This is a genomic window from Vannielia litorea (assembly GCF_019801175.1).
Classification (GTDB): Bacteria; Pseudomonadota; Alphaproteobacteria; order Rhodobacterales; family Rhodobacteraceae; genus Vannielia; species Vannielia litorea_B.
In genome coordinates this window covers 1,235,925-1,260,848 of the sequence record NZ_JAHVJR010000001.1, presented here as the reverse complement: position 1 = coordinate 1,260,848, position 24,924 = coordinate 1,235,925, and the positions used below count along the sequence as shown (strand labels likewise).

The window sequence follows — 24,924 nt, the reverse complement described above, 5'->3', positions numbered from 1 at the left end:
TCACAGGCGGGTTTCTCCAGAGACATAGGCCGCCGTTACGGCCTGGGCATGGGCGAGGGCTGCGGGCCGGTCCATCCCCTCGGCCTCGGCGGCGATGTGGGCGGCCATGAAGGTGTCACCAGCGCCGGTGACGCGTTCGACCATGACTTCAGGCGGCGTGGACACATGGCACGCGTTTTGGGACGCATCGCATGTGGCGCGGCCTCCGTCGGTGACGAGCACCCGGCCCGCGCCGCGCTTGACCAGCGCCTTCGCGGCGCTCTCGGCGTCATCGAAGCCCTTCTGTGCGAGCAGTCCAGCCTCCTCGCGGTTGAGGTAGAGCGTGGTACCGTCATGACCAAGGAGCGGCAGGAGGCGCTCCGCCTTGCCGGGGGAGGCGGGCGCCACGCGCAGGTCGGCGGCTGCAAAGAGCGGGCTCTCTGCGATTTCGGCCAAGAGCGTTTCGGTTAGGTTGCCATCCAGCGCGATGAGGCCGGGGTAGGGGGCGTCAGTGCTCCCGAGGCGGCCATCCCGCAAGGGTGCGAGGATTCGGTCTCCCGCCGCCTCGAGTGAATGGGCATCCGCCAGCGCAGCCACCAGCCCGCCGGCACCTTCGATGGCCATATAGGTATCGGTCGGCAGATCGTCGGAGCGATGCAGATATCCGGTGTCGAGGCCCAGAAGCGTGCAACGCGCCACCAATTCATCGCCCGGCCCGTCGCGGCCCACCGAACTGAGCAACACAGGCGCAAGCCCCGCACGGCGCAGGGCCATTGCGATGTTGAGCGCCACACCACCCGGAATGCGGGTGATCCTGCCGGGCACATCGGCGCCCAGCCGCATCGAGGCAGGCGTGCGCCCGATGACATCCCAAAGAACGGAACCGATGCAGAGAATGGAAGAGGCCGACATGCCAGCCTTGTGGCCTCACCGCGCGCCCGGGGCAAGCCCTGCCTTGCGCCGCGGCGGGCTACTTCGTGTGTTCGGGCAGCATCTCAGGGTCTTCTAGCATCTCCTCGAAACGGAGAATGGCCCGCTCCGGTGGCATCGATGTGGGCATGGGGACCACGGAGCCGTCATGCAACACCACGATCGGTCCGGTGCCGGGCATCGTATCCATCGGGTCCCCCGAGGCGAGAAAGGCGCGGGTGTTGTAGAAGAAGATCCAACCGTAGGTGCGTTCCATGGTCCTGTCGTCCTCGATCACGAAATCATGGTCGCTGTCCTTGAAGATTTCCTCCTCGACAAGCACCTTTGCCGCTTCTGCGCTGATCCGCTCTCCCGCCATCAGTCCTGCTCCCGGGTCAAGGCACAATGCCCCAGCCAACATTGCTGTTGCCAGAGCCATTGTAGCGCGTATTCGCCCTGTTCGCATCGGTGATCACCTCTTGGCGTTGCCCCGGCCCCCAATCCTGGCTTTCGACGATTCCAACTGTGCCACGGTCATTGGCCATGACAACCACATGCGAGCCGCCGTTGTTGGGATAAATGATGCCCACGATGGCGCGCGTGCCTGGGCCACCCTGCTGCACGGCGTCGAAGGCGTCCTGAAAGCTCGAGTTCCACTGCAGGTTGGTGTTGTGCCGCGCTTCGATGTCTGAGAAGAGGCCGTCCCGCGTGGCCGGTGCCACAGCATTGGGGTCTGTGCCATCCAGACGGTCAAGCACCGCGTCGATGGAGTTGCCGCAATTCACCACGCTGCCCGATGGGTTCACCCCCATAGCAGCGTTCTGGAGCATGGTGCCGGGCACGTATGTCTGGCCGATGAGGACAGTGGGGCAACCCGTAGTGATTGCGCCGCCGTGGGCGCAGGGGTCGCCCAAGCGGGCCGCAGGCAGATTGTTCACCAGAACCAGCGGTGAGCCAAAGACGATGACATCGGGCGGGCCGACGCACAGGGCCTTATCGGTCAGCCGGGCCTGCGGCATGTTGCAGGTGAGCACATTGATGGAGCAGGTCGGAAGGATCGGGCCGCCAACGTGCGGGATTGGGGGAACGCCGGGTGTGACCAGCGGGCACACATGAAAGTCGGTCAGTCGGGCAGCAAGCATAGCTTTGCCTCTCGATCAAATGGGTCGTATTCAAAGGTCGTCTGTCAAATTCTGCCGCCAGAATAACACAAGGGCGGGTCTTTCTCCTAATCCAGATAGGAAGTGAGGAGGGGGCTTGCAAGTTTCTGCCACCCGCGTTAAACGCGCGCTCACTTCACAGGCGGGGTTTGGGCCCTGCGGGGAGACATCCCGCAAAGGTCCGCCGGTTGGGCAACAGCCCTCATGATCCCGCCGAGGCGCAAACCGGAAAAGGATTTGGACATGGCGCTCCCTGATTTCTCCATGCGTCAGCTGCTTGAAGCTGGCGTTCACTTCGGTCACCAGACCCAGCGGTGGAACCCCCGCATGGGCGAGTTCATCTACGGTGATCGCAACGGCATTCACATTCTCGACCTGACGCAGACCGTCCCCATGCTGGACGCCGCGCTCAACGTCGTGCGTGAGACCGTGGCCAAGAACGGCCGCATCCTCTTTGTCGGCACCAAGCGTCAGGCTCAGCGCCCGATCGCCGAAGCCGCCGAGAAATGCGCGCAGTACTACATGAACCACCGCTGGCTCGGTGGCACGCTGACCAACTGGAAGACCGTCTCCCAGTCGATCCAGCGGCTGAAGGCCATCGACGAAGAATCCTCCATCGGTTTTGCGGGCCTCACCAAGAAAGAGCGCCTTGGCATGGAGCGCGAGCAGGCCAAACTGCAAGCCTCGCTTGGCGGTATCCGCGAGATGGGTGGCCTGCCCGACCTGCTGTTCGTCATCGACGTGAACAAGGAAGACCTCGCCATCGCTGAAGCCAAGAAGCTGGGCATTCCGGTTGTGGCCGTGGTCGACACCAACTGCTCGCCCGATGGTGTGGATTACATCATCCCCGGCAACGATGACGCCGCCCGCGCCATCGCTCTCTATTGCGACCTCGTGGCCCGTGCCGCGCTCGACGGCATGACCGCACAGATGGGCGCTGCTGGCGTTGACATCGGTGCTCTGGAAGAGGCTGCCGTCGAAGAGGCGCTCGCCGCCGAAGCCAGTGCCGAAGAGGCGCCCACTGAGGCTCCGGCTGAAGAAGCCGCTGCCGAAAGCTGAGGGACAAGAGGGCAGGGGGCCAACACGGCTCTCTCCCACTGTCATCAAACTTACAAACGGGCGGTGCAGAACCGCCCGGACGTTTAGCAATAAGATCTCCCGAAGGAGCATGACATGGCGATTACCGCTGCACTGGTGAAAGAGCTGCGCGACAAGACGGGCGCGGGCATGATGGACGCCAAGAAGGCGCTGACCGAAACCGACGGCGACATGGAAGCCGCCGTTGACTGGCTGCGCACCAAGGGCCTTGCGAAGGCCGCCAAGAAATCTGACCGCACCGCCGCCGAAGGTCTGGTGGCTGTTGAGGTCGATGGCGGCAAGGGCGTGGCTGTCGAGGTCAACTCCGAGACTGACTTCGTCGGCAAGAACGCCGAATTCCAGACCATGGTTTCCGGCATCGCGAAAGCCGCGCTCGGTGTGTCCGACGTTGAGGCGCTGAAGAACGCCGACATGGGCGGCAAGACCGTGGCCGACACGCTGACCGACAAGATCGCCACCATCGGCGAGAACATGGGCCTGCGCCGCATGGCGACCGTCGAAGGTGCCTCGGTTGTGTCTTACGTCCACAACGCGGCTGCGCCCGGCATGGGCAAGATCGGCGTGCTGGTCGCGCTATCCGGCGAGAACGAAGAGTTCGGCAAGCAGGTGGCCATGCACGTCGCCGCCGCCGACCCGCGCCCGGCAGCTCTGAACGAGAGCGAGCTGGACCCGGCAATCGTGGAAAAAGAGCGCCAGGTGCAGATGGATATCGCTCGTGAGAGCGGCAAGCCGGAGCAGGTCATCGAGAAGATGATCGAAGGCCGGATGAAAAAATTCCTTGCCGAGATCACGCTGCTGAACCAGGCCTTCGTGATCAACCCCGATCTGACCGTGGCACAGGCTGCCAAAGAAGCGGGTGTCGAGATCGTCGGCTTCGTGCGCCTCGAAGTGGGTGAAGGCATCGAAAAGAAAGAAGAGGACTTCGCAGCCGAAGTCGCGAAAGCCGCTCAGGGCTGAGCCTGACCTCTTTTGTTTCGACAGGCCGTCGCACTCCGGTGCGGCGGCCTTTTTCGTTGTGTCAGAAAGGTTTGTGGCGCGGCCCCTGGGAAGGGCCGCGCCACAAGAACCGAACGATCGCGCCGCGTCATTTTGGGGATGAGGACAGGCGATCCCGTTCGGGGTGTCGACCTGGAGAATGAATATAATCCCCCAGGCCGACGATCCGGTTTCCCGGAGCAGCTCGAACTCCCCAGTATCGTGAGGCCGCCCAAGCCGCGAGTTCCTTGGCTAATGCCACCACTCACGGAACACGCCGAAAATGCCAATTACCGTCGGGGAAGGGAACTCCTTCGGCGGATCTTCGCTCAACTTTTCACGGTAGTTTCACGGCGCCCAAGGCCGTTAACGCAAAACGGGTCAGAAGCTCGGCTCGATCTGGTAGATCTGGTTCAACATGCTGGCCTTGAGAACCGCTTGAGCCGTTGTTTCGACGCCCAGAGACTCACGGGCCAGCCGGAGGTGCTTCTCCACCGTTGATGGGGTCAGCCCCATGATCATTGCGATGTCGGCCGTTGTCTTGCCGTCACCGACCCATTCGAGCGCCTCACGCTGCCGTGGTGTCAGCGGGCGACGCGAGGTCAGCCGGGGCAGGGTGGTGATCTTCAGGTGAGCCACGTTGGTCAGCGCCCAGATCTCACGACCGTGCCGTGCCCAGATCGCATCAACCTCGTCCTGGCTCACACCGCGTTCGGGCACGAGCCCGAGGCCCGCACGTGTGCGATGGCTCGAAGGCGGAAAACTCAGCGTCAAGCCGGCGTTGAGCCCGAAGGAAAGATTGAGCTCATGAACCCGCAGCTCATCGGCCTCCATGAGGCCTTGCTCGGCGCGCTCCATGATCGAGCGCCATGTCTTTGCACCCACGTTATCGACACCCCAGCGCACCATTGGCGCATGGTAGTAGAGGCCATCGTTCACGAAGGAATCCATGTACGCTTTCTCGAGCGTCGTCAGGATGGTGATGTCGTCGCGATCACCGAGGTTCTGGCCAAACCGCTGGCTGGTGTAGCCATAAATCAAACGGGGGAAGCCGTAGCCTGCCAACACATCCCGCAGACTGACCCAAAGCTCTTCAACGTCGCGGCAGGCCACGATTTTTTCAACTGTATCCAGCATCGGCTCATTAACCTTGGCGCGGGTGAGTGCCTCACGCCAAATCCCTCGTCATCCCCGCGGGTTGACCTACGGTCTAACGCGCGAGATGTCGAGTTTCCGGCGGGAGATATGTGCGATTTTGTAGAGATGTGGTTAATTCGTGAAAAAGTTGTCACAGAGTCGGCTTATGCGGAAAGTTGTTCTGGCACAGCGCCTTACATGCCAACGTTCATGAGTATTATTTACATAATACCGATTATGGGATTTAAGTATGCGACCAAAGGCGTAACTTACGCTACCCTCTCGATCTGCGTTGCAATCCCCGCGCGGGATCGTAGCCGACCAAGGCAGTACCGAAGAACAACAGAAAGCACCCTGCTACCACAGCGAGGGCCCAGAGGTTCGGTGTGACGTAGAGCGAAAACCGGATCAGTTCGACCGCATGGGTGAACGGATTCCACGCGCATATGTCGCGCAGCAGCTCCGAACTCTCGGCCATCTTCCAAAGCGGATACAGTGCTGAGCTCAGGAAGAACATCGGGAAGATGACGAAGTTCATCACCCCAGCGAAGTTTTCAAGCTGCTTCACCGTCGAGCTGATGAGCAGCCCCAGGGCCCCCAGCATGAGGCCTGAAACGATCAGCGCCGGAAAGACGAGCAAATACCCTTCCCACGGCAGTTGGATGCCGTAGAGCGACGCGATGCCGAGGAAGGCGTAGACTTGCAGGATCGATACCGCCACACCAGCGAGCAACTTGCAGAACAGCAGCCACCAGCGAGGCATTGGCGAAGTCAACAAGAGCCGCATCGAGCCCATTTCCTGATCGTAGACCAAGCTCAATGAGCTCTGCATCCCATTGAAAAGCTGGATCATTCCGCAGAGTCCTGGGAGGATGTAAACCTCGTAGGTGATATAGGTCTCGTATGGCGGAATGATCGAGACGCCAAGCGCAGCCCGAAAACCCGCCGCGAAGATCACCAACCAAACCAAGGGCCGCACAAGGGCTGAGAAAAACCGGCTTCGCTGGCTTACGAAACGCGATGCTTCCCGGCGGACAATGGCCAGCAGAGCGGTCAGATAGGCGTTCACGCCCCCTGCCCCACGGGTGCTTCCTGCGCGGTCATGGCCATGAAAGCCGCTTGGAGTGTGCCAGCTCCGGCGATGACCGAGGCACGCTCATGCGCCAGGACTTGGCCTTTATGCAGCACAACAACATGATCCTGCGGTGCGATCTCATCGACCAGATGAGTGCACCAGAGCACGCTTAAGCCTTGACCTGCAAGGCTATGAACGTGCTCGGTAATTGCCAACCTTGATGACGTGTCCAGCCCGACTGTCGGCTCATCGAGAAGCAGCAGTTCCGGCCCGTGAACCAGCGCCCGGGCGATCTCCATCCGCCTGCGGTGGCCGCCATTCAGGCTCCGAACCTTCTCGCCCGCCCGCTCGCGCATTTCGAGCCTGTCCAATGCTGCGTCGATCCTTGCCCGTGCCGACCGGCCGGAGATGCCGTGCAGCGCCGCGAAATAGGCCATGTTGCGGGCCACCGTCATGTCGAGGTCAAGCGTTGGCTGTTGGAAGACGACGCCGATCTTGGCCAGCGCTGCGCGGGGCTCGCGTGCCATGTCATGGCCAGCCACCCGGATTTTGCCGTCGCGGGTCACGAGCAAGCGGGTCAGGAGCGAGAACAACGTGCTCTTGCCGGCCCCGTTCGGCCCCAAAAGCGCGCAGAACCTTCCTCTCGGGAGTGAAAAGCTCACCCGGTCCAGCGCCTTTTTGGGGCCGTAGTGAAAGGAAACCTCATCGAGTGACAGTGCCGGGGTCACGCTTGATTGCGCCTCTTTCTCAGTTGGTTACGCATCGAAGGTGATCCTTGGTCTCGGGGTGCAAAACTGCCGGGCGACCGCTCAAATGAACGATCCGTTCGGTCAGGCGCTCTGCTTCTGGCCGGGCGTGCGTGACAAGCATCAGCGCTGGCCGGGTCTCGGCAATAAGCGTCTCGGTCAGGCGCATCATCTCCTCAGCCATCTCAGGGTCCAGCGACACGAAAGGCTCGTCCATCACCAGAAATTCTGGCGCGCCGGCGAACGCTCGTGCCAAGGATAGGCGCCGTTGCTGACCGAGGGACAGCTGCGCCGGAAAGAGCGCCGCTTTGTCTGCGATGCCGACCCGCCGCAAGGCCTCGGTTGCGGCCTGCTCGTTCAGCCCGCGATGGATCAGCGTGAGGTTCTGCAAGGCGGTTCGCCAAGGGAGCAACGTGGGCTCTTGGAAGACCACGCCCATTCGTGCGGGCCGGTCAACATCTCCACAGAACTTGCGGTCGATGCCAGCCACAATCCGTAGCAGGGTGCTTTTGCCCACACCGGAGGGACCGAGCACGGCCAACCGCTCCCCCTGCCCTAGCGTGAACTGGATGCGCCCGAGCACTGTGGTGCCGGCGAAGCTCTTCTCCCGGATATCGACCTTGATCATGCCAGCCGCCACCGCCGCACACGGCGCTCCCAAGGCTGCAAGATCAGCCATTCGACCGCGAGCATGACCGCGATGAAGGAGAAGGCATAGACCAGCACCATCCCCACGTCGAAGAGTTGGAAATAGAGGTGGATCTGAAATCCCACGCCGCTGGAGCGCCCCAGGAACTCGACCACGAGCACAATCTTCCAGATCACTGCGATCCCGGAGCGGGCGGCGGCGGCCATGAAGGGCGCGAGTTGCGGCAGCACCACGTGACGCATCCGATCCATGAGCGGCATCCGGTAGACGCCAGCAAGGGCGTCAAGGTCCGGCGAGAGTGCCCGTGCGCCCTCTCGAATGACCGTGGTCACATTTGGCACCTTGTTCAGGGTCACCGCTGCAATGGCGGCGGCTTCTGTGAGGCCGATCCAGAGGTAGCAGAGTACGATCAGAACGAGCGCCGGCAGGTTCAGGAAGACCACAAGCCACGGGTCAAGCCATTGGTTGACCCGTTCCGAGCGGCCCATCACCAACCCGAGCAGGCATCCGAGTGTCATGGCCAGCAGGAATGCCCAGATCACCCGCAGGAGCGTGTGGCCTAGGTGATAGAGCAGCTCGCCAGATCGGAGTTCATCCCAGAATGGGCCGATCAGCGCCCAGGGTTGGGGGAGTACGGTGGGGTCGGCAGACAGCGCCGCCGCAACGATCCAGAGGCTTATCAGCCCAAGGAGCGAAAGTGCAGGCGTGCCGACCCCTCTCACACAGTCACTCGGAGGTCAGGAACAGCCCCTTGGGCAGCTCCGTTGCGTCACCGACAAGATCAGCACCACCAAGCCGGGCCATGACCTTGAGGAGCGCATCCGCCCCCTCTTCCGACACCGGCGCATCACCGGGGATGCCAGCACGGAAGTCGGCCTTGAGGGTCTCGAACTGCGCATCGTTCTGCGCATTCATCATCGGCCGGACCGCCTCCCAAGCAGCATCATCCTCCGCGAGCAGCGCCTTTGCATCGCGGCTGGCGCGATAGAGGGCGTGGCCGAGATCGGGATTGTCGGCAAGGAAGCTCTCCTTCATCACATAGCCGAGGAGCGGGGTTTCCGGATCCAGCCCCAGCGCGCTGCTGGCCTGCTCGACCGAGATCACCTCACGCATCCCGGCGGCTTTCATCTTGGCGAGGAAGTGCCAGAAGTTGATCGCCCCGTCGGTTTCACCCGACAGCCCACTCTTGAAGATCAACGGCGGCGCGCCGAAAACCTGCTCGGTCTCGGCCTTCAGGTCCATTCCGTATTCCTGCTCGGCATAGGCTCGCAAGATCAGCCAGCTCTTGTCGAGCGGGCCGCCGGCGATGCCGACCTTCTTGCCCTTCAGGTCTTGCAGGCTCTGCACTTCGGAGCCCTCGGGCACCACGAGGCCACCTACGGCCTTGGAGTAAGGGATCACCACATAGTCTTTTCCGGCGGCCCTTTGGCGGGCGACCCAGATCCAGTCAGCCACGGCCACATCGGCCTCGCCGCCTTCAAGCGCGACGCGGGTGGCGCCGTTGTCGGCATAGGGCTGCATGACCAGCTCAAAGCCGTGGGCCTTGTCGAAGCCGTTGGCCTTGATCGTCTCAAGCTCCCAGTTCACCGTGCCGATCTTCAGCGTGGCAAAGCGGATTTGCGGCAGATCCTGCGCAATCGCGCCTGCCGCCGACACAAGGGCCGCGGCCCCTGCCAGTGCAAGTGTTCTCAGGCTTTTCATGTCAGTCCTCCCAGAGTGTAGCCCCCTGCCCCGCATTCTGGAAGCAGAGGGCTCGTTGGCGGCCTATTCGGCGCGCCGCCCGGTTTCGTTCAACTCCGCGTCGAGCGTGATATCATACTGCTGACCGCCCTCGCAGATCACGTCATCCAGCTCGTAGCCGCCATCGTCTTCCATCTCGATGTCGTCTTCGGCCATCTGGCACTTCATCTCGGTGAGCTTCATCATGATCTTCTCGACCGTCTCGGCATCTGGCCCGTCGCCGTGGCTCTCGGCAAAGGCGGCACCGCCCAGCATCAGGGTTGCGGCGAGGGTAGCAATCGTGCGTTTCATCCTGAGGTTCCTCCCTATTGGATGTTGAATGTGACCATCTGCGTTTCCCCGGTGCTTCCGGGGATGCGCAGCACGTGGCTGCCCGGCTTGATCGCCACAAAGGAGATTTCGGCCGTTCCCGCTGCGTCGAATTCGAGGCTCTCGACCGCCATCGGCCGGATCTCGATTTGGTTGATGACGATCTCGTTCATCCAGATCGCCCTGAAGAAGTCCGGCCCGTTGATCGCCAGTTCGGCAGAGCCATCGGCCGTTATCATCAGCTTGTAATAGGCACCCGATTGCAATGCGATCACCGGCTCCGCCGAAAGCGGCTGTCCGGAGGCCAGTGTGAGCTCAATCGGCTCCCCCCGGTTGCAACTTGCGAGCAGACCGGCAAAGCCGAGGTCGTCACAGAGCGGTGCGGCAGCGGCCGGGGCAGCCATGACTGCGGCAAATGCCATTGCCAAGTGTTTCATCTTTCCTCCCATCATTCCGGCGTCACCACAGCGCCCCAGGGCTGCTGCCCCACCTGCACCGACCGGATCGCCTCCTGAGCCTCCACATCGATGATCGTCACATCATTGGAGTTGCCGTTTGTCGTGACCAAGAATTTCTCATCGGACGTGAAGGCGAGTTGCCACACACGTTGGCCGACCAGAATGTACTTCTCCACCTCCATCGTATTGATATTGATTACCGCGACGCGGTTGGCCGGGCCTAGTGCGACGAATAGCCAATTGCCATCTTCGGTGGCCTTTGCCCCCACGGGTTGCAGCCATTCCGGTTGCACGCCCGACACCTCGAAGCCGATCTTCTGCGTCAGGTTCGGCGCATCGCCCGTCATGTCGATCACGCTGACCGTTCCGCCAATCTCCGAGGTCACGAAGAGCCATTTGCCATCAGCGGTGAACTCGGCGTAGCGCGGGCGCTGGTCGACAAGGATGTTGTGCTTGATGGTGTAGTCGGAGGTGTCGATGAAATGGGCCATGTTGGTGGTCTCGGACGTATTGACCACCCATTTGCTGTCGGCCGAAATGCCCATGCCTTCCGGCTCAACCCCCACTGGCACCTCGGCCAGCACGGTGTGGCTCTCGGTGTCGACCACCGTCACGAGGTTATCGTCTTCATTGGCGATGTAGAGCGGGTTGCCCGAAGGGTGCAGCACAAAGAGCTCCGGGTCCGGACCCGAAGGCAGCGTGTGAACCTCTTCGTAGGTTTCGGTGTCGAATACGCGCACAAGGTCATCGTCGCTGGCACACACATAGAGCAGCTTGCCATCGGGGCTCATGGTGATCCCGCGCGGGCGGTTACCGGCGGCGAACTCCTCCAGCACCTCCCAGCTTGATGCATCCAGCACCGTCACCGTGTTGCCGCGCTCGTTGGACACAAATACCTTTTCCGCCGTGGCGGGCAGCGCGGTTGTGGCCAGCAATGCGGCCAAGCCCAATCCTCTCATAGTCATCCTCCAAATGCAGTGCAGGCGCTTTCGGGCTGGTCCAGCCCGAGCGTGTCGAGCGGCGAGACCTGATGCAGAAAGCCCTCCTGCGGTGAAGCACTGGCTGTGATCCGCCCGTCGAAGAGCAGGATCGGCTGGCGCAACTGACCGTTCCACGAACGGAACGTGACCGGCACGCCCTTGAAGGCGGCCACTTCAAACTCTTCGCTGAGCAGGTAATCCCGCAGGGCCGCGACCTCGCCTGTGTTGGCCCGCGTCACCGCCTCCCCAATGATGCGCAGCGCAAGCCAGGTGTTGTAATCTTCTTCCCGCACATAGCGACCCGCCAGTTCGTCAAACCGGGTCTGAAACTGCGTCGCGCCCCAAGCCTCCTGGCCGCCGTGGAACGTGACCGGACGCAAACCGCCGGACCCCATGACGGGTGCGGGCGTCCACAGATGGAAGGGCAGATAGGGCGCGAAATAGTCCGAGGCATCGGCGGCGATCACGATGTCATGGTCTTCCGCGCCCTGCGTGGCGATGGGCACCTGCCGCTGAACCAGCACATGGCCGGAGTCTGTGCGCCGTGCGCCACCAGTATCCTCGAACACCCGCTCCTCAACGATCTTGGCGCCGAACTTCGCAGCTGACCTGCGATAAGCCTCCGCCAGCGCGAGGTCAGCCGGGTTGGAGCCGTGGATCAGCAACCATTCAGGCCATTTCTTCCACACGGCGAACTGCGCGACGGCATCGGCCTTCATGGCATCGCTTGGCGCGATGTGCAGCGTGTTGGCACGGCAGTCGGCATCCCTGAGCGAGGTGCCCACGGCTGCGGCGTTCAGGATCAGCACCTCCGGCCCTGCCATATCTGCCAGCCTCAAAAGGTCTTCGCTTTCGGCCAGCACCACTATGGTTTCATGCCCTGCCTCCAGCAGAGCCTTGAAGGCCACATCCGCCCCCTCGGGCGGAACAGATACCGTTTCAATCTCGTAGCTGTGGCCCAGAAAGGCGCCGGTCGTCATGTTGTCTTCGGTCGCCAGCACGGCACCGGCAAAACCAAGATCCTCGGGCACTTCATCGAACCGTGAAATCGGAGCAAGGCGTGGATAGTCTATCCGGAAAACGGCGGAGCGCATCTCGACGGCTCCCGCAGGCGCGGCGAACCCGAGCGCGCACATGCCGGCAGCCAGCATAGTGGCAAAGTAGCGCAAATTGTCCTCCCTGCACCGTCAGTTGCGGCGCTTCAGAACAGCCTGCCATAGGCTCGGCCCTCGCCAAACCGATACCTTTGGCGCAATTGCGCACTATGGCATACACCTTAGCATTCTTCCGAAGATTGTGCCGATTGTGCAGGCTGGGTCATTGATATCCCGGCATTTTTTGCCCCATGTCCCGGAGGAGCGGGGCGGCGGAAAAACGCGCAGGTACAGGGCTCAAGGGAGGACCATACTCGTGCCAAACCGCACCCGCCGCGCACTCATTTTGGCTGCACTCACCGTTCCGGCACTCGCAGCCATTCCTGCCGCAGCTCACGGACCGACCCGTCAGAAGGTGACGCTGACCACCGAGGTCGCGGCACCGCCCGCAGAAGTGTGGGAAATCATCGGCAACTTTCAGGACATGTCATGGCACCCGGCGGTGCACTCCACGCAAGGAGAGGGCGGCAACGAGATCGACGCAACCCGCCTGCTGACGCTCGGAGAGGAAGGCGGCCCGACGATCGACGAGATCCTCTATAAGTATGATGCGGAGAAGATGACCTATTCCTACCGTATCACCGAGGTTGCGGTGGAGACACTGCCGGTCACCAACTACTCTTCGCATCTCACCGTGAAGCCCGGTGCAAACGGCGGCTCGCTGATTGAATGGCGCGGGGCCTTCTACCGAGGCTACCCCAACAATGACCCACCCGAGCACCTGAACGACGAGGCAGCCATCGCTGCAGTCACCGGAGTGTACCAGGCAGGGCTCGATGCGCTGGCCGACCGTTTTGGTGGCACCAACTAGGCGCATCGGGATCCTCCTAGCCCTCGCCGTGGTCCTGTATCCCCTACCGGCCGCGGCGGGGGATTTGGCTTTCGTCACCAACCAATCCTCCTCCGATGTCTCGATCATCGACCTCGAGACCCGGTCGGAACGGGGCCGCTTTGTGGTGCCGGGCCAGCCCGCAGGCGTAGTGGCCGCAAGCGGTATGGTCTGGGTCGTGGCCCCCGAGGCCAAAGCTGTGCGCAGGTTTTCTGTGGATGGCAGTCTGGAGGCCGAAGTTTTCTTGGACGGCGGGCCCACAGGAATAGCCCTCGATCCGGCCCGAGATCGAATCTTCGTTTCAGACTGGTTTAATGCCCGTGTCTGGGTGCTGGACGCAGCAACACTCGCCCCCATTGATGAACTCGCAACCGGCGCGGCCCCGGCCGGGCTTGAGGTGTCTCCAGATGGCCGCTGGTTCGCTGCTGCGGTCCGCGATGCTGATGAAGTGGCATTGTTCGATGCGGTGTCTCTGAACCAACACGCGACCCTACCTACAGGCATCCGGCCCTATGGGCTGGGGTTCGATCCACAGGGCCGCCTTTGGGTTGGGAACGTGGGCAGCAACGATGTCACCGTCATCGATCCGGCCCAAGCCAAGGTCATTACAACTTTGCCAGTGGGCGAGCGTCCATATGGCATCGCCTTCGCCCAAGGCCGCGCGTTTGTGACCAACCAGTATGCCGACACGGTTTCCGTGCTAGACTTGGGCAGCCTCGCCCCCGTCGCCACCCTTGACGTGGGTGAATACCCTGAAGGGATCGACGTGGCTGCAGGTGGCACGCAGGTCGTGGTGGCTGGTTGGTTCTCTAACACGCTCACCGTGATCGACGCGCAAAGCCTCGAAACCCTGGCCGAAATCCCGACAGGCGACGGCCCGCGCGCCTTTGGCCGCTTCGTGATGGAGGAATGATGAAAGCCCTGCTCACCGCCGCGCTCCTCGCGTTTGCCAGCCCTGCTCTCGCCGTGGAACCCGCCTGGCCGGACCTTGAGGCCGCGCTCTACGAGGGGCGCACCCTGAACGCCGGCGAGAACATCATTGCCATCGACGCGCCCTATCGCACGTACGACGATGCTCGCACCCGGATCGCGGCCCAAGTTGCCGCGCCGGAAGGGCAGATGCTGGCTTCTCTCACTGTGATCCTCGATGAAAACCCGATGCCAGTGTCTGCTGTGTTCACCTTTAAGAGCCCCCTGCCCCGCTTCAATTTCGAGGCCACGTTTCGCGTTAACGGTCCCACGCCTTTGCACATGGTCGCCGAAACCACCGATGGGCAGCTCTGGATGGTGGAGCGCTTCGTCAAGACGTCGGGACAAGGTGCCTGCGCAGCGCCTCCGGGGACCGACCCGGAAGAGGCCCTGCTTACTCTCGGCGATATGGAGATCGGCGTATCCGGCGGCGCCTCACCACTCGATCGGCTGGGCGCGCTGGCGCATGGCCAAAAACAGGTGGATATCGAGGTGAGCCACCCCAGCCATTCGGGCATGCAGATGGATCAGATCTCGCTGCTCTTCATTCCGATGCGCTATGTCGAAAGCCTCGATGTAGAGTTGGATGGCGCCGGATACGTCGACATCACCGGGTCTATTTCACTCTCTGAAAACCCCAGCGTCTCTCTCTCCGTTCCACGCACCGTTGGCCACGTTGGTGTGACGATGACGGATACGGATGGCACTACCACCCGCGCCGAGCGCAGCCTCGCCGATTGGTAGGTGGGGGCAGCTGCCCCCTACCCGCCCGGCTCAGGCTCCACCACTTCGGTTGGATAATCGAAAAACGCCCACCCATCCGTGCCTTCTGGCAGCCAATAGACCTCGGAGTATCCCCACTCCAACGCCCGTTTTGCTGCGTTCCAGCTCATCCAGCAGTCTTCCAGACAAAAGATCAGCACAGAGTGAGCCGTATCCCCCCCGGTCACCTTCTCCAGCCCTGAGCGAAAATATGCGGCCGTCTGGTCGGCAATCGCTCCGTAGCCAACATTCGGCAACCAGATCGCACCCGGGATCGTGTAACGTGGCTTCTCGCGCCAGATCGTGCCCTCCGGCAGTCCTTCCGGCTTGGGCGCGCGTGGCAGAACGTCGATGAAGGCTACGTTTCCGCTTTCCCACAGCGCATGCGCCTCTTCCGGCCCGACGACAGTAGCGCCTTTCAGCGTGTCGGGAACGGGCGAGCGATAGTGCTCCATCTGGTAGTCATCGGGTTCGGCGACTTGGGCAAGCGTAGGCGCGGCCAGCAGCATAAAGACCGCCGCGACCCCGCGCATGCTCATTCCTTGGCGTCCAGCATCCTGTCGCCCATGTCCGCAACCAGAGGAACGCCGGCCTCTGTCAGGATCGCATTGATCTCATCCTGATTGCGGCGAATGAGCGAATTCAACTTGCGTTGCCAAACCTTGTCTCCCAAACGCACGCCCATCGTAATCCGGAAAAACAGCCGAGGCGGCAGCTCCTCTTTCAGGAGTGGGATGACTTTCATCCCCGGTTGCTCCTGCTTGACCAGCGGCCCGCCAATCGGTCCCCAGAGAATGGCCGCATCGATATCGCCAGCCTCCAGGTCGTTCAGCATATCCTCGGTGGGGCTCTCCACCCGCCGGTCGACGTTGAGGTTGTAGGGTTTGGCTTTGCCGATCAGTCCGTTGCGGGCCATGTGGGTAGCCGGGGGCGAACCCGCGATAATGCCGATCCTCTTGCCTTGCAGTGCCGGGTCAGAAAGGCGTTCTACCCCCGCCAGATCGCCGCCGTCCGGCACGATCAGCGTATAGACCGATGTCATGTAGTGGTTGGTGTTCAACACTAGCTCATGGCCCTGGGCATAGCCCATCACCACGTCGCAGCGGTTGGCCCTAAGCGTTTGTCGGATGAAGCCTGTCGCCATAGGGAACCACGTGTAGGTGACCGGCAACTCCAGCTTTTCTGCGAAGAGGTCAGCCAGCCTGTTCTCATATCCCGAGCCGTCTTCCATCGACATCGGCGCATTGGCCGGGTCTGCGCAAACGCGGAAGGCCGTTTTGCTGACGAGGTCGGATGTTTGCGCGCCAGCGGCGGTGGCCAGCATCAGCGCCAGACCCGCCGCATATGTGAGCGTCCTACATGCCAAGGCAGGCATTCTCCGCCTCGCGGATCGCATCTGTCTTGTCTTCACGGCCAGCAGGCCGGCCGCGTGGTACGGCCTCGGTGCCGCGTGCCTTGAGGTAAACGTAGATGTCATCAAGGTAGCACATGACATTGGGGTTATCGCCGAAGGCGGGCATCACCGAGTTTTCGGCGGCGTTGATCTTCTGGCGCCCATTCACCACCACGTCGACGAAATCGTAGTAATCCATGTCGATCGCCGAGTCTTTCAGAGCAGGCGCATAGGTCGAGCCCATGCCTTCAGGCCCGTGGCACACGTGGCATTCGGAGTGGTAGCGGCGGAAGCCCGAGTAGGTCAGCCAATCCACCTTCGCCCCGTCTTCGGTGATGTTGTAGGTCGGGATGTCGTCCTCGGTGTAGTAGCGTCCGTCTTCCTCGTAGGCGACGGCGATATTGTCGACCTCGTCCTGCGCGGCGACCATGGCGGGCGCGGCTGCGATCAGGGAGGCGGCAAGGATGCGCGAGAGTTTCATGTATGTCCTCGGAGTGGTCTGGGCGGTTCGGCACGGAGGGGCATCATGCCCACCCCGTGCCGATCGCTCTTGTCGCTTGTGGTGCCGCCTCCGGGGAGCGGAGGCAGCACCTGGGCCGGGGTATCAGTCCGGCAGGGAGAAGACGGTTAGCTGCCCGCCGAGCGCAGTGTAGTCGCTCAACGCGGCATAGCCGCCCACGGCACCAAGGCCGTCGTTCGGGTTGGTGAGCCCAGCTGCAAGGCCGATCCCGGCCCAGCCACCGATGCCCGAGAGAACGGCGACGTACTGTTTGCCGCCCTGCTCATAAGTCATCACGTTGCCGATAATGCCCGAGGGGGTCTTGAACTTGTAGAGTTCCTCACCCGTCTCGGCATGCACCGCTTTCAGGTAGCCCTCGAGCGTGCCGTAGAACACCACGTCACCCGCTGTGGCCAGAGCACCAGACCACACCGAGAACTGCTCGGGCAGCGACCACTTGATCTCGCCGGTCACATTGTCCCAGGCGATGAAGTTGCCCATGCCGCCGTGGCTGTCAGGTGCCGGGTACATCGACAGGGTCGCGCCCACGTAGGGCTGGCCTGCGGTGTAGCTCACCCGGAACGGCTCGTAGTCCATGCACACGTGGTTGGTGGGCACGTACATCAGCTCGGTCTTCGGGCTGTAGGCCGCCGGCTGCTGGTCCTTGGTGCCGAGTGCTGCCGGGCAGATGCCGGTCGAGTTCACGTCCTCACCGTTCTGCTCGGTGGAGTACTGGGCCACCACGGCCGGGCGACCATAGGTCTCCGACTCCGGGTCCATGTCCACGCCGGTCGTCCAGTTGACCGCCGGGTCATACTTCTCGGCCACCAGCAGCTCGCCGGAGACGCGATCCATGGTGTAGGCCAGACCGTTCCGGTCGAAATGCGTGAGCAGTTTGCGCTCGGTTCCGTCGATCTCCTGTTCGGTCAGGATCATTTCGTTAACGCCGTCGAAGTCCCACTCGTCATGGGGCGTCATCTGGTAGACCCACTTGGCCTCGCCGGTGTCGATGTCACGGGCGAAGATGGTCATCGACCAGCGGTTGTCACCGGGGCGCTGCGCCGGGTTCCAGGTCGAGGGGTTGCCCGAGCCGTAGTAGAAGAGGTTCTCTTCCATGTCGGCCGAATACCAGCCCCAAGTGGTGCCGCCACCGATCATCCACTGATCGCCTTCCCAGGTGTCGGTCGAGCTGTTGGCGCCGACGGGCTTGCCGAGATGGGTGGTGGTCTCGGGGTTGAACAGGATCTGATCATCCGGGCCCACCGAATAGGCGCGCCACACCTGCTCACCGCTCTCGAGGTCATAGGCCGTCACGTGGCCCTGCACACCGAACTCGCCGCCGGAGATGCCGACAATGAGCTTGTCCTTCACCGGCAGCACGGTGGCGGTGTTGGTCTCGCCCTTCGAGGGGTCGCCGTTGATCGCCGTCCAGACTTCCTCGCCGGTCGTCGCGTCGAGCGCGACGATCTTGGTGTCGGCCTGGTGCAGGTAGATCTTGCCGTTGGCATAGGCCACGCCGCGGTTGACCGTGTCACAGCACATCACCGGGATCACGTTCGGATCCTGCTTGGGCTCGTACTTCCAGATGATCTTGCCGTCCTGCGTCAGGTCGAGCGCATAGACGATGTTCGGGAAGGGGGTGTGCACATACATCACGTCGCCGATCACAAGCGGGCTGCCCTCGTGGCCGCGCAGAACGCCGGTCGAGAACGTCCAATTGGCCTGAAGCGTGCCAACGTTGTCAGCCGTGATCTGGCTCAGCTCGGAATAGCGCTGGTTCTTGTAGTCGCCCGTCTGGATCGCCCATTGCGCGGAGTTGTCGATATCCGCCATCAGCCCGTCGTTGGCCAGCGCGCCGGTGGCGCACATCGCTGCGACGGAGGTCAGAGCAAGTAACTTTCTCATGGTCTAATCTCCCGTTTGGTTGATGCCGTCGCAGCCCATCTCACAAGGCTGGCGGCCAGGCCCGGCTTCACGTGTCCTCCTCGCGCCGGGTATTCCGCTATCTCGTCAGGAACCCTCCCCTTCTGCTGCCGCTCCATCCTCGCCAAAGCTGGCAAGGTAGGCGATGACATTGGCCACATCAGCCTCCTTCCGGAGGCCGGCGAAGGTCATTTTGGTGCCCTTCATGAAATCCTTGGGTTTGGTCAGGAAGGCGGCGAGGTTCTCTTCGGTCCACTCGAGCCCGCCATCAGCGGCCTCCTGCATGGCCGGAGAGTATTTGAAGTCCTCAACACTGGCTGCGGCGCGACCGATGATGCCGTTCAGGATCGGGCCGGTCTTCGCTTGAGCGTCCGCACCCACCATGTGGCAGGCCTGGCATTTCCGGAACACCTTTTCGCCCTTGGCTGGATCGCCCGCCATGTCCTCGGCCGAAAGCACCGTGGCGCTGGCGATAAAGCTGGCGGCGGCGAGCAGTCTTGCGATCATGTCTTGTCTCTCTCCCTCAATGGCGCGGCCCTCAGCCGCAAAGTCTCTCCGCATGCCAGGCAACATGGTCCCGGGCGAAGGTCGTTACGAAAAAATATGAGTGGTCATAGCCCGGCTGCATCCGGATGGCGCCGGGCTGGCGGCGTTTCACCATGGCCTGCGCCAGCGCCTCTGGGCGGAGCAGGTCAAGGAACTGGTCACTCGCGCCTTGGTCCACGAGGATCTCACCCTTCCAGCCCTTCTCTTCCAAAAGGATCGAGGCGTCGTGATCCGCCCACGAGCTTTCATCATCGCCAAGGTAGGCCGAGAGTTGCTTGCGACCCCAGTCCGAACTGGTCGGGTTGGCGATGGGGGCAAAGGCCGAAAGGCTCTCGAACATCTCCGCATTGCGCATGGCAATCGTCAGAGCCCCGTGCCCACCCATCGAATGGCCGGTGATCCCGTGCCGATCTTCCAGCGGAAAATGCTCCATCACGAGCCCACGCAACTCGCCGGTAATATAGTCATACATCCGGAAATGCGGCGACCATGGCTCGCGCGTGGCATTCACATAGAACCCCGCGCCCTGACCGAGGTCATAGGCTTCATCATCGGCCACATCTTCGCCGCGCGGGCTGGTGTCAGGGAAGATCACCGCAATCCCATGCTCGGCGGCATGTTCCTGAAAACCGCCTTTCGTCATGGCGTTTTCATGTGTGCAGGTAAGTCCACTGAGATACCAGAGCACTGGCACCGGCCCGTGTTCGGCCTGTGGCGGCAGATAAACCGCAAAGGTCATCTCGCAACCGCAGGCGTTTGATGGGTGCTTCGCCACGATCTGACGCCCGCTGAAACAGGCCGTTTCGGAGATCACTTCAAGGCTCATCAATACTCCACCACGGCGCGGATGCTCTTGCCGGCGTGCATGAGCTCGAAGCCTTCGTTGATGTCGTCGAGCTTCAGTTTGTGGGTGATCATCGGGTCGATCTCGATCTTCCCGTCCATGTACCAGTCCACGAACTTCGGCACATCCGTCCGGCCCTTTGCGCCGCCGAAGGCCGTGCCCTTCCAGACCCGGCCCGTCACCAGCTGGAACGGGCGGGTGCTGATCTCGGCCCCTGCAGGCGCCACGCCGATGATCACGCTCACGCCCCAGCCGCGGTGCGAGCATTCCAGCGCGTCGCGCATCACCTTCACGTTGCCGGTGGCGTCAAACGAGTAGTCCACGCCGCCGATCTGGTCGAGCTCGGTCTTGGTCAGGTCCACGATGGCCTGCACCGTGTTCTCTACCTTCGAAGGGTTAACGAAGTGTGTCATGCCGAATTTCTTCGCCATCTCCGCCTTGTCGTCGTTCAGATCGACCCCGATGATCTTGTCGCAGCCCGCCATCCGCAGACCCTGGATCACGTTCAGCCCGATCCCGCCGAGGCCAAAAACGGCGGCCGTTGACCCAATCTCAACACCTGCCGTGTTAATCACCGCGCCGATGCCGGTGGTCACGCCGCAGCCGATGTAGCAGATCTTGTCGAAGGGCGCGTCCTCGCGCACCTTGGCCAGCGCGATCTCGGGCATCACCGTGTGGTTCGCAAAGGTGGAACAGCCCATGTAGTGATAGATCGGCGTGCCATCGAGCATCGAGAACCGGGTCGTGCCGTCGGGCATCAGGCCCTGGCCCTGCGTGTTCCGGATCGCGGTGCAGAGGTTGGTCTTGCCGCTCAGGCAAGAGGCGCACTCGCGGCATTCCGGGGTGTAAAGCGGGATCACGTGGTCGCCCGGCTTCAGCGTGGTCACGCCCTCGCCCACCTCCAGCACAACGCCCGCGCCCTCATGGCCAAGGATGCTCGGAAACAGCCCCTCCGGGTCATCGCCCGAACGGGTGAACTCATCGGTGTGGCAAATCCCCGTCGCCTTGATCTCCACCAGAACCTCGCCCGCCTTCGGGCCCTCAAGGTTCACATCCATGATCTCAAGCGGTTTGCCAGCCTCAAGGGCCACCGCGGCGCGTGTCCGCATCTGTTTCCTCCCAGAACGTCTCGGCGGTTTTTGTTGTCAACGAGGCTAGGAGCAGAGCCCAAAACTGCCAATGCAGACCAAAGGTGGTATTGGCCCCGGTAGACAAAGGTGCACGGCGGGATACAGTGTGCGCAGGGAGGACAGCCATGAAAACAAGGGTTCTAAAGGCACTCTGCCTGTTGCTTGCAGCGGGCGCACCGGCCATGGCTGCCGATTTCTCGGACCCGACATGGCCCTGCATCCAACGCAAGGTCGGGCAACTTTCACCCGGTCTGATGTGGCCCGCGGCGATCGAGAAACCCGCGCTTTCTACAGAGGTTGAGGCTGCCGTCGAGGATCTCGTCGGCTACCTGACCCTCCGGCGCCTTGCACTGGACGAAACTGAACCCCAGCTTGCGGCCTTCACCGCGTCGCACGGTACAGACCCGGCCCTGCTCGGCCGTGTCTTCGAGCAGTCCTTCACGCGTCTCAACACGCTCCGCACCCGGCTTATAACGGGGATCGAGGAGTATTCCCTTGGCCAAATCGCCCTTTCCGAGCGGATCGACGCCGCACGCCTGAAAATGGATTCTGAAATGGCGAAGGAGAACCCGGATTTCGACCTCGTGGACGAGCTGGAGGAGCAGATCGCATGGGACGAGCGGATCTATACCGACCGTCGCCAATCACTCACCTATGTTTGCGAAACGCCCGTCCTGCTTGAAAAACGGCTCTACGGCATCGCCCAGATGCTCCAGAACGCCGCGAAGGAGTAGGCTTCCTCAGCCTTACTCCCATTCCAGTTCCGTGAAGGCCACGGTAGCGTTGCGCTTGTTGTAAGCGTCGAAGAGTTCCCAAGCCCCGGCTTCGCTTTCAGCGATATGTTCTACCGCCTCGCCCAGCCGCTCGCCGGCCGCGAGCGCGGCCCGGGTGTCATCGCGCAGCACCTCGAGGTAACGCCGCATCGGGCCGAGGGCCTCTGCCATAGGCATCACAGGCCCACCGTGGCCGGGCACGACCTGCCCGCCCTGCCCTTCCAACGTGTCGAGAGCCTCCAGCCATCCCAGCACCGAGCCATCGAGCGCGGGCGTGTGGCGATCGAAAATGACGTCTCCTGCGATTAACACGTCCCCGACCCGGACTGTGATATCCGTGCCAGTATGTGCTCTCGGCCAAGGGGTCAGCTCAATACGAACCTGACCAAGGTCAATTTCGATGGCTTCGGATACCGCGACGGTCACCGTCGGCACCCCGCTGCCAAGGAAGGCCTCAGGACCGATCAAGGCTTCGAGGCTCTCCACATAGTTCCCACCCCGGTCCGCAAGCGCTCGTTTCAAACCCGAATGGCCCACCACCTTTGCGCCACGGAAGGCCGTTGCCCCAAACACATGATCCGGGTGCATATGGGTCAGCACCACATGGCTCACTGGCAATTCGGTCACAGCGCGAATGCCCCTCCACGTCGCCTCCCCGATCCATCTGGCCGATCCGCTGTCGACAACTGCCACGGAGTCTTCCCCCACGACAAAGGCGATGTTTGCCACATCGCCCAGGTTCTCACGGTCGGGCTCTGCGATTGCCCCCATGTGCACCCAGAGGTTTGGCGCAACCTCTTCGAAATCCAGCACAAGACCGCGTGGAGCACAGAATGGAGCGCCCGCCTCCCAAGCGCCCTCGGGCACGGTCACCTCACCCAGCTTTGCCTCGCAGCCCGCTAGCGTGCTTGCCTCAACCCCCGGCAACAGTGCATCGCGGCACACGTCGGGCTCGCCAGTCAGGCAAAGGGTAACGAGAGCTTCAAACATGGTGCCAGCCTCCCCCTTGGTCTCCGTTCACGCCATGCCGACCATCGGATAAGTGCCGCAGCACCTCGCCTGTGCTACACTCGCGCAAAGCGCGATCACGGGAGGAGACCCAATGCGCCTGATCACGACCGCTCTGTTCGCGGCCATCGTCGTCCTGCCTGCCTACGCGGCGGAAGACAATCCGCTGACGGAGAGTGAAAGCTGGGAGGCCCTGAAATACGATGTGCTGGGGGATGCAACGCCAGCCGACGGCAGCGACCTCTTCACCGTCGATGCCCCTTACCGGGCCAACGATGCGGCCACCGTGCCGCTGCACATCGTTCAAACCGATGAAAGCGCCCGGATCAGTAATGCAGTGGTGGTGATAGACGAAAATCCCGCGCCTGTCGCAGGCACTTTCACCTTTGGTGACGCGATGGCTCCGCTGGATCTCGAAATTCGGGTTCGCGTGAACCAGTATTCCAACGTCCGAGTCATCGCCGAAACCGGTGGGGGCCTCGCCATGCAGGGACGCTTCGTCAAGGCGTCCGGCGGCTGCTCCGCCCCCGCCACATCAGACCCGGAGGCCGCGCTTGCGGGCATGGGGCAGATGCGACTGCGCGGCTTTGCCACCGAGCCGCAAATGAGCACCCCGCGCCGCGAAGCGCAGATCATGATCCGGCATCCCAACTACTCGGGCCTCCAGCGAGACCAGATCACCCAGCTCTTTGTTCCGGCGCACTTCATCGACACGCTCGAGGTGCGCCAAGGCGACGAATTGCTGTTCACGATGGAAGGCGGCATCTCGATTTCAGAGAACCCTGTGTTCCGGTTCGTTTATACTGACAACGGTGAGCCGGAAATCACGGTGCGGGCCACGGATACCGAGGGCAATGTGTTCGAAGAGCGATTGCCGAAGGATGAGGCCAGCTAGACGGCAAACCCGCTCAGAAGCAGAGGATCTCCGCCTCGGCCTGCGCGCGACGCAGTTCGGCCACGAAAGCCTCGGCGCTGGCAGCACTCCGGAAAATTGCCATACGCTCGCCGCCCACTTGCCGCATCGAAAGAACGGTCTCCGCTTCGACATACTTTTCATAGGGCAGAATCGACGCGATCATATCAATCGAGCAGGCGCAGTGCTCCAGCGTCTCGCGGCTAAGGCCATTGGTCTGCATGCAGGCAAAAACGTAATCCGCCCGAGCCGCTGTGGGGTAATCATTCATCCGATCCGCCACGCTCTGGGCGTGCACCGGCATGGTCATGAGCAGAACGCAGGCAATCCACCTCATTCGGACACACCTTCAAACACCATCATCGACCCGTAGGCCTCACCCGCCTCGGCCGAGAGACTCCGATACCAGCCGGGCACCTCTTCAGACATGACAACGGTCAGCTTCAATGCACCGAAGCCGTTCATCCGCGCGGCATTTGGGTCACCTTCGAAGGGCTGGATAACAACGGTCACATCGCCATCCGCTTCATTAATGTCCGCGGGCGAAATCAATGCCTCCTTGACGCGGTTGCGAATGTAGAAAGGGCTCCCACCGGCGCTCTCAGCCATGTCTCGCACGACGGTTTCGACGAAATACATGATGACAGGGTTGCCCACGCTTGCCGGAAAGGCACCGAGAGCCCGGTGCTTTTCACCCTGCAGGAACTGCAATCGCGCTTCGGGCGGCGTGCCCCCCGCCAGTGTCATCTCGATCGTTCCAGTGTCGCGCTGTGCCGCTGCGGGAACGAGCGTGTTCGTCACATCCCGGCTGTAGTTCAGCACGCTCCCTTTTTCGATTGAGTCGAGGGTGCCCTGTTTGAAGAGCAGATCATAGGCAGCCGTATCGGTCGGGTCCGCCGCCGTTGCCACGCTGGCGCATGCCATGTAAAGCCCTGCAAGGGCCGATACTGCCTTGATCATCATAGT

Annotated in this window: 30 protein-coding genes; 7 read left to right on the top strand and 23 right to left on the bottom strand. The window is 62.2% G+C overall.

Annotated elements, in window-relative coordinates; genetic code table 11:
* The 3 genes from KUV38_RS06235 to KUV38_RS06225 are packed head-to-tail and all read right to left on the bottom strand — an operon-like array spanning position 1 to position 2,030.
* Positions 1-891, bottom strand: coding sequence for a PfkB family carbohydrate kinase (locus KUV38_RS06235; RefSeq protein WP_222469219.1), 891 nt, complete (start codon positions 889-891; stop codon positions 1-3).
* Positions 892-949: 58 nt separating this feature from the next.
* The gene (locus tag KUV38_RS06230; RefSeq protein WP_222469218.1) at positions 950-1,267 is read right to left on the bottom strand and encodes a YrhB domain-containing protein; all 318 of its coding nucleotides are present in this window, start codon (positions 1,265-1,267) and stop codon (positions 950-952) included.
* Between the two features lie 16 nt (positions 1,268-1,283).
* On the bottom strand, positions 1,284-2,030 hold the full coding sequence (locus KUV38_RS06225; protein ID WP_222469217.1) for a PAAR domain-containing protein: 747 nt from the start codon (positions 2,028-2,030) through the stop codon (positions 1,284-1,286).
* 261 nt (positions 2,031-2,291) lie between these two features.
* On the opposite strand from KUV38_RS06225, the gene rpsB reads away from it, so the two are divergent.
* Positions 2,292-3,107, top strand: a complete 816-nt coding sequence (gene rpsB / locus KUV38_RS06220; protein ID WP_222469216.1) for a 30S ribosomal protein S2 — start codon at positions 2,292-2,294, stop codon at positions 3,105-3,107.
* Positions 3,108-3,221: 114 nt separating this feature from the next.
* The gene (gene tsf / locus KUV38_RS06215) at positions 3,222-4,103 is read left to right on the top strand and encodes a translation elongation factor Ts (RefSeq protein ID WP_222469215.1); all 882 of its coding nucleotides are present in this window, start codon (positions 3,222-3,224) and stop codon (positions 4,101-4,103) included.
* Positions 4,104-4,502: 399 nt separating this feature from the next.
* Here the strand turns inward: tsf and KUV38_RS06210 are convergent, their stop codons facing one another.
* The 10 genes from KUV38_RS06210 to KUV38_RS06165 form a co-directional block, all read right to left on the bottom strand.
* Entirely contained in the window at positions 4,503-5,258 is a 756-nt protein-coding gene (locus KUV38_RS06210; protein ID WP_222469214.1) for a helix-turn-helix transcriptional regulator, read from the bottom strand.
* Between the two features lie 274 nt (positions 5,259-5,532).
* Positions 5,533-6,327, bottom strand: coding sequence for an ABC transporter permease (locus tag KUV38_RS06205; protein ID WP_222469213.1), 795 nt, complete (start codon positions 6,325-6,327; stop codon positions 5,533-5,535).
* Complete coding sequence (locus KUV38_RS06200; protein WP_222469212.1) at positions 6,324-7,061, bottom strand: ABC transporter ATP-binding protein; 738 nt, start codon at positions 7,059-7,061, stop codon at positions 6,324-6,326. The genes KUV38_RS06205 and KUV38_RS06200 overlap by 4 nt, the downstream gene beginning before the upstream one ends.
* A 19-nt stretch (positions 7,062-7,080) precedes the next feature.
* On the bottom strand, positions 7,081-7,707 hold the full coding sequence (locus tag KUV38_RS06195; RefSeq protein ID WP_222469211.1) for an ABC transporter ATP-binding protein: 627 nt from the start codon (positions 7,705-7,707) through the stop codon (positions 7,081-7,083).
* Positions 7,704-8,450, bottom strand: coding sequence for an ABC transporter permease (locus KUV38_RS06190; protein WP_222469210.1), 747 nt, complete (start codon positions 8,448-8,450; stop codon positions 7,704-7,706). Before KUV38_RS06190 ends, KUV38_RS06195 begins: the two co-directional genes overlap by 4 nt.
* A gap of 4 nt (positions 8,451-8,454) precedes the next feature.
* On the bottom strand, positions 8,455-9,429 hold the full coding sequence (locus KUV38_RS06185; RefSeq protein ID WP_222469209.1) for an ABC transporter substrate-binding protein: 975 nt from the start codon (positions 9,427-9,429) through the stop codon (positions 8,455-8,457).
* A gap of 63 nt (positions 9,430-9,492) precedes the next feature.
* A complete protein-coding gene (locus KUV38_RS06180; RefSeq protein ID WP_222469208.1) occupies positions 9,493-9,759 on the bottom strand; it encodes a PepSY domain-containing protein in 267 nt (88 codons plus the stop codon).
* Positions 9,760-9,773: 14 nt separating this feature from the next.
* Positions 9,774-10,214 carry a hypothetical protein gene (locus tag KUV38_RS06175; RefSeq protein WP_222469207.1) on the bottom strand — a complete coding sequence of 147 codons (441 nt, stop codon included), beginning with the start codon at positions 10,212-10,214 and terminating at the stop codon, positions 9,774-9,776.
* An 11-nt stretch (positions 10,215-10,225) separates the two neighbouring features.
* Positions 10,226-11,194, bottom strand: a complete 969-nt coding sequence (locus KUV38_RS06170) for a YVTN family beta-propeller repeat protein (RefSeq protein WP_222470984.1) — start codon at positions 11,192-11,194, stop codon at positions 10,226-10,228.
* 2 nt (positions 11,195-11,196) lie between these two features.
* The gene (locus KUV38_RS06165; RefSeq protein ID WP_410001036.1) at positions 11,197-12,351 is read right to left on the bottom strand and encodes an ABC transporter substrate-binding protein; all 1,155 of its coding nucleotides are present in this window, start codon (positions 12,349-12,351) and stop codon (positions 11,197-11,199) included.
* Positions 12,352-12,652: 301 nt separating this feature from the next.
* On the opposite strand from KUV38_RS06165, the gene KUV38_RS06160 reads away from it, so the two are divergent.
* Genes KUV38_RS06160 through KUV38_RS06150 form a run of 3 tightly spaced genes read left to right on the top strand, consistent with a single transcriptional unit; the run spans position 12,653 to position 14,911 of the window.
* Positions 12,653-13,180: an SRPBCC family protein gene (locus KUV38_RS06160; protein WP_222470982.1), complete on the top strand. Its 528-nt coding sequence runs from the start codon at positions 12,653-12,655 to the stop codon at positions 13,178-13,180.
* Positions 13,146-14,111, top strand: a complete 966-nt coding sequence (locus KUV38_RS06155; RefSeq protein WP_222469206.1) for a YncE family protein — start codon at positions 13,146-13,148, stop codon at positions 14,109-14,111. The genes KUV38_RS06160 and KUV38_RS06155 overlap by 35 nt, the downstream gene beginning before the upstream one ends.
* Positions 14,111-14,911 (top strand): quinoprotein dehydrogenase-associated SoxYZ-like carrier, encoded by an 801-nt coding sequence (locus KUV38_RS06150; RefSeq protein ID WP_315898599.1) that lies wholly within the window; start codon positions 14,111-14,113, stop codon positions 14,909-14,911. Before KUV38_RS06155 ends, KUV38_RS06150 begins: the two co-directional genes overlap by 1 nt.
* Positions 14,912-14,928: 17 nt before the next feature.
* Here KUV38_RS06150 and KUV38_RS06145 read toward each other — a convergent pair whose 3' ends face one another.
* From KUV38_RS06145 to KUV38_RS06115, 7 genes are all read right to left on the bottom strand, one after another.
* Complete coding sequence (locus KUV38_RS06145) at positions 14,929-15,462, bottom strand: PQQ-dependent catabolism-associated CXXCW motif protein (RefSeq protein WP_222469204.1); 534 nt, start codon at positions 15,460-15,462, stop codon at positions 14,929-14,931.
* A gap of 2 nt (positions 15,463-15,464) precedes the next feature.
* Complete coding sequence (locus tag KUV38_RS06140) at positions 15,465-16,304, bottom strand: substrate-binding domain-containing protein (protein WP_222469203.1); 840 nt, start codon at positions 16,302-16,304, stop codon at positions 15,465-15,467.
* Positions 16,285-16,752 carry a c-type cytochrome, methanol metabolism-related gene (locus KUV38_RS06135; protein WP_315898638.1) on the bottom strand — a complete coding sequence of 156 codons (468 nt, stop codon included), beginning with the start codon at positions 16,750-16,752 and terminating at the stop codon, positions 16,285-16,287. The genes KUV38_RS06140 and KUV38_RS06135 overlap by 20 nt, the downstream gene beginning before the upstream one ends.
* Positions 16,753-16,926: 174 nt before the next feature.
* Positions 16,927-18,726 carry a lanthanide-dependent methanol dehydrogenase XoxF5 gene (gene xoxF5 / locus KUV38_RS06130; protein WP_222469202.1) on the bottom strand — a complete coding sequence of 600 codons (1,800 nt, stop codon included), beginning with the start codon at positions 18,724-18,726 and terminating at the stop codon, positions 16,927-16,929.
* A gap of 105 nt (positions 18,727-18,831) precedes the next feature.
* Positions 18,832-19,251: a c-type cytochrome gene (locus tag KUV38_RS06125; protein ID WP_222469201.1), complete on the bottom strand. Its 420-nt coding sequence runs from the start codon at positions 19,249-19,251 to the stop codon at positions 18,832-18,834.
* A gap of 31 nt (positions 19,252-19,282) precedes the next feature.
* Positions 19,283-20,116, bottom strand: a complete 834-nt coding sequence (fghA, locus tag KUV38_RS06120) for an S-formylglutathione hydrolase (RefSeq protein ID WP_222469200.1) — start codon at positions 20,114-20,116, stop codon at positions 19,283-19,285.
* Positions 20,116-21,243, bottom strand: a complete 1,128-nt coding sequence (locus KUV38_RS06115) for an S-(hydroxymethyl)glutathione dehydrogenase/class III alcohol dehydrogenase (RefSeq protein ID WP_222469199.1) — start codon at positions 21,241-21,243, stop codon at positions 20,116-20,118. Before KUV38_RS06115 ends, fghA begins: the two co-directional genes overlap by 1 nt.
* A 146-nt stretch (positions 21,244-21,389) precedes the next feature.
* Between KUV38_RS06115 and KUV38_RS06110 the strand changes: the two genes are divergently transcribed.
* A complete protein-coding gene (locus KUV38_RS06110; protein WP_222469198.1) occupies positions 21,390-21,998 on the top strand; it encodes a hypothetical protein in 609 nt (202 codons plus the stop codon).
* 12 nt (positions 21,999-22,010) lie between these two features.
* On the opposite strand, the gene KUV38_RS06105 is transcribed toward KUV38_RS06110, so the two are convergent.
* On the bottom strand, positions 22,011-23,027 hold the full coding sequence (locus KUV38_RS06105; protein WP_222469197.1) for a quinoprotein relay system zinc metallohydrolase 2: 1,017 nt from the start codon (positions 23,025-23,027) through the stop codon (positions 22,011-22,013).
* Between the two features lie 112 nt (positions 23,028-23,139).
* On the opposite strand from KUV38_RS06105, the gene KUV38_RS06100 reads away from it, so the two are divergent.
* Positions 23,140-23,940 carry a quinoprotein dehydrogenase-associated SoxYZ-like carrier gene (locus tag KUV38_RS06100; protein ID WP_222469196.1) on the top strand — a complete coding sequence of 267 codons (801 nt, stop codon included), beginning with the start codon at positions 23,140-23,142 and terminating at the stop codon, positions 23,938-23,940.
* Positions 23,941-23,953: 13 nt separating this feature from the next.
* On the opposite strand, the gene KUV38_RS06095 is transcribed toward KUV38_RS06100, so the two are convergent.
* Both KUV38_RS06095 and KUV38_RS06090 read right to left on the bottom strand, forming a co-directional pair.
* The gene (locus KUV38_RS06095; RefSeq protein ID WP_410001020.1) at positions 23,954-24,268 is read right to left on the bottom strand and encodes a hypothetical protein; all 315 of its coding nucleotides are present in this window, start codon (positions 24,266-24,268) and stop codon (positions 23,954-23,956) included.
* A 23-nt stretch (positions 24,269-24,291) separates the two neighbouring features.
* Positions 24,292-24,918 carry a hypothetical protein gene (locus KUV38_RS06090; protein WP_222469194.1) on the bottom strand — a complete coding sequence of 209 codons (627 nt, stop codon included), beginning with the start codon at positions 24,916-24,918 and terminating at the stop codon, positions 24,292-24,294.
* Positions 24,919-24,924: the final 6 nt, after the last annotated feature.

Bases quoted from the DNA above. Each gene is read 5' to 3' on its own strand.
- KUV38_RS06235 (WP_222469219.1), bottom strand. From the start codon at position 891: ATGTCGGCCTCTTCCATTCTCTGCATCGGTTCCGTTCTTTGGGATGTC.
- KUV38_RS06230 (WP_222469218.1), bottom strand. From the start codon at position 1,267: ATGGCGGGAGAGCGGATCAGCGCAGAAGCGGCAAAGGTGCTTGTCGAG.
- KUV38_RS06225 (WP_222469217.1), bottom strand. From the start codon at position 2,030: ATGCTTGCTGCCCGACTGACCGACTTTCATGTGTGCCCGCTGGTCACA.
- rpsB (WP_222469216.1), top strand. From the start codon at position 2,292: ATGGCGCTCCCTGATTTCTCCATGCGTCAGCTGCTTGAAGCTGGCGTT.
- tsf (WP_222469215.1), top strand. From the start codon at position 3,222: ATGGCGATTACCGCTGCACTGGTGAAAGAGCTGCGCGACAAGACGGGC.
- KUV38_RS06210 (WP_222469214.1), bottom strand. From the start codon at position 5,258: ATGCTGGATACAGTTGAAAAAATCGTGGCCTGCCGCGACGTTGAAGAG.
- KUV38_RS06195 (WP_222469211.1), bottom strand. From the start codon at position 7,707: ATGATCAAGGTCGATATCCGGGAGAAGAGCTTCGCCGGCACCACAGTG.
- KUV38_RS06185 (WP_222469209.1), bottom strand. From the start codon at position 9,429: ATGAAAAGCCTGAGAACACTTGCACTGGCAGGGGCCGCGGCCCTTGTG.
- KUV38_RS06180 (WP_222469208.1), bottom strand. From the start codon at position 9,759: ATGAAACGCACGATTGCTACCCTCGCCGCAACCCTGATGCTGGGCGGT.
- KUV38_RS06175 (WP_222469207.1), bottom strand. From the start codon at position 10,214: ATGAAACACTTGGCAATGGCATTTGCCGCAGTCATGGCTGCCCCGGCC.
- KUV38_RS06170 (WP_222470984.1), bottom strand. From the start codon at position 11,194: ATGAGAGGATTGGGCTTGGCCGCATTGCTGGCCACAACCGCGCTGCCC.
- KUV38_RS06165 (WP_410001036.1), bottom strand. From the start codon at position 12,351: ATGTGCGCGCTCGGGTTCGCCGCGCCTGCGGGAGCCGTCGAGATGCGC.
- KUV38_RS06155 (WP_222469206.1), top strand. From the start codon at position 13,146: ATGCGCTGGCCGACCGTTTTGGTGGCACCAACTAGGCGCATCGGGATC.
- KUV38_RS06150 (WP_315898599.1), top strand. From the start codon at position 14,111: ATGAAAGCCCTGCTCACCGCCGCGCTCCTCGCGTTTGCCAGCCCTGCT.
- KUV38_RS06145 (WP_222469204.1), bottom strand. From the start codon at position 15,462: ATGCGCGGGGTCGCGGCGGTCTTTATGCTGCTGGCCGCGCCTACGCTT.
- KUV38_RS06140 (WP_222469203.1), bottom strand. From the start codon at position 16,304: ATGCCTGCCTTGGCATGTAGGACGCTCACATATGCGGCGGGTCTGGCG.
- KUV38_RS06135 (WP_315898638.1), bottom strand. From the start codon at position 16,752: ATGGTCGCCGCGCAGGACGAGGTCGACAATATCGCCGTCGCCTACGAG.
- xoxF5 (WP_222469202.1), bottom strand. From the start codon at position 18,726: ATGAGAAAGTTACTTGCTCTGACCTCCGTCGCAGCGATGTGCGCCACC.
- KUV38_RS06125 (WP_222469201.1), bottom strand. From the start codon at position 19,251: ATGATCGCAAGACTGCTCGCCGCCGCCAGCTTTATCGCCAGCGCCACG.
- fghA (WP_222469200.1), bottom strand. From the start codon at position 20,116: ATGAGCCTTGAAGTGATCTCCGAAACGGCCTGTTTCAGCGGGCGTCAG.
- KUV38_RS06115 (WP_222469199.1), bottom strand. From the start codon at position 21,243: ATGCGGACACGCGCCGCGGTGGCCCTTGAGGCTGGCAAACCGCTTGAG.
- KUV38_RS06110 (WP_222469198.1), top strand. From the start codon at position 21,390: ATGAAAACAAGGGTTCTAAAGGCACTCTGCCTGTTGCTTGCAGCGGGC.
- KUV38_RS06105 (WP_222469197.1), bottom strand. From the start codon at position 23,027: ATGTTTGAAGCTCTCGTTACCCTTTGCCTGACTGGCGAGCCCGACGTG.
- KUV38_RS06100 (WP_222469196.1), top strand. From the start codon at position 23,140: ATGCGCCTGATCACGACCGCTCTGTTCGCGGCCATCGTCGTCCTGCCT.
- KUV38_RS06095 (WP_410001020.1), bottom strand. From the start codon at position 24,268: ATGACCATGCCGGTGCACGCCCAGAGCGTGGCGGATCGGATGAATGAT.
- KUV38_RS06090 (WP_222469194.1), bottom strand. From the start codon at position 24,918: ATGATCAAGGCAGTATCGGCCCTTGCAGGGCTTTACATGGCATGCGCC.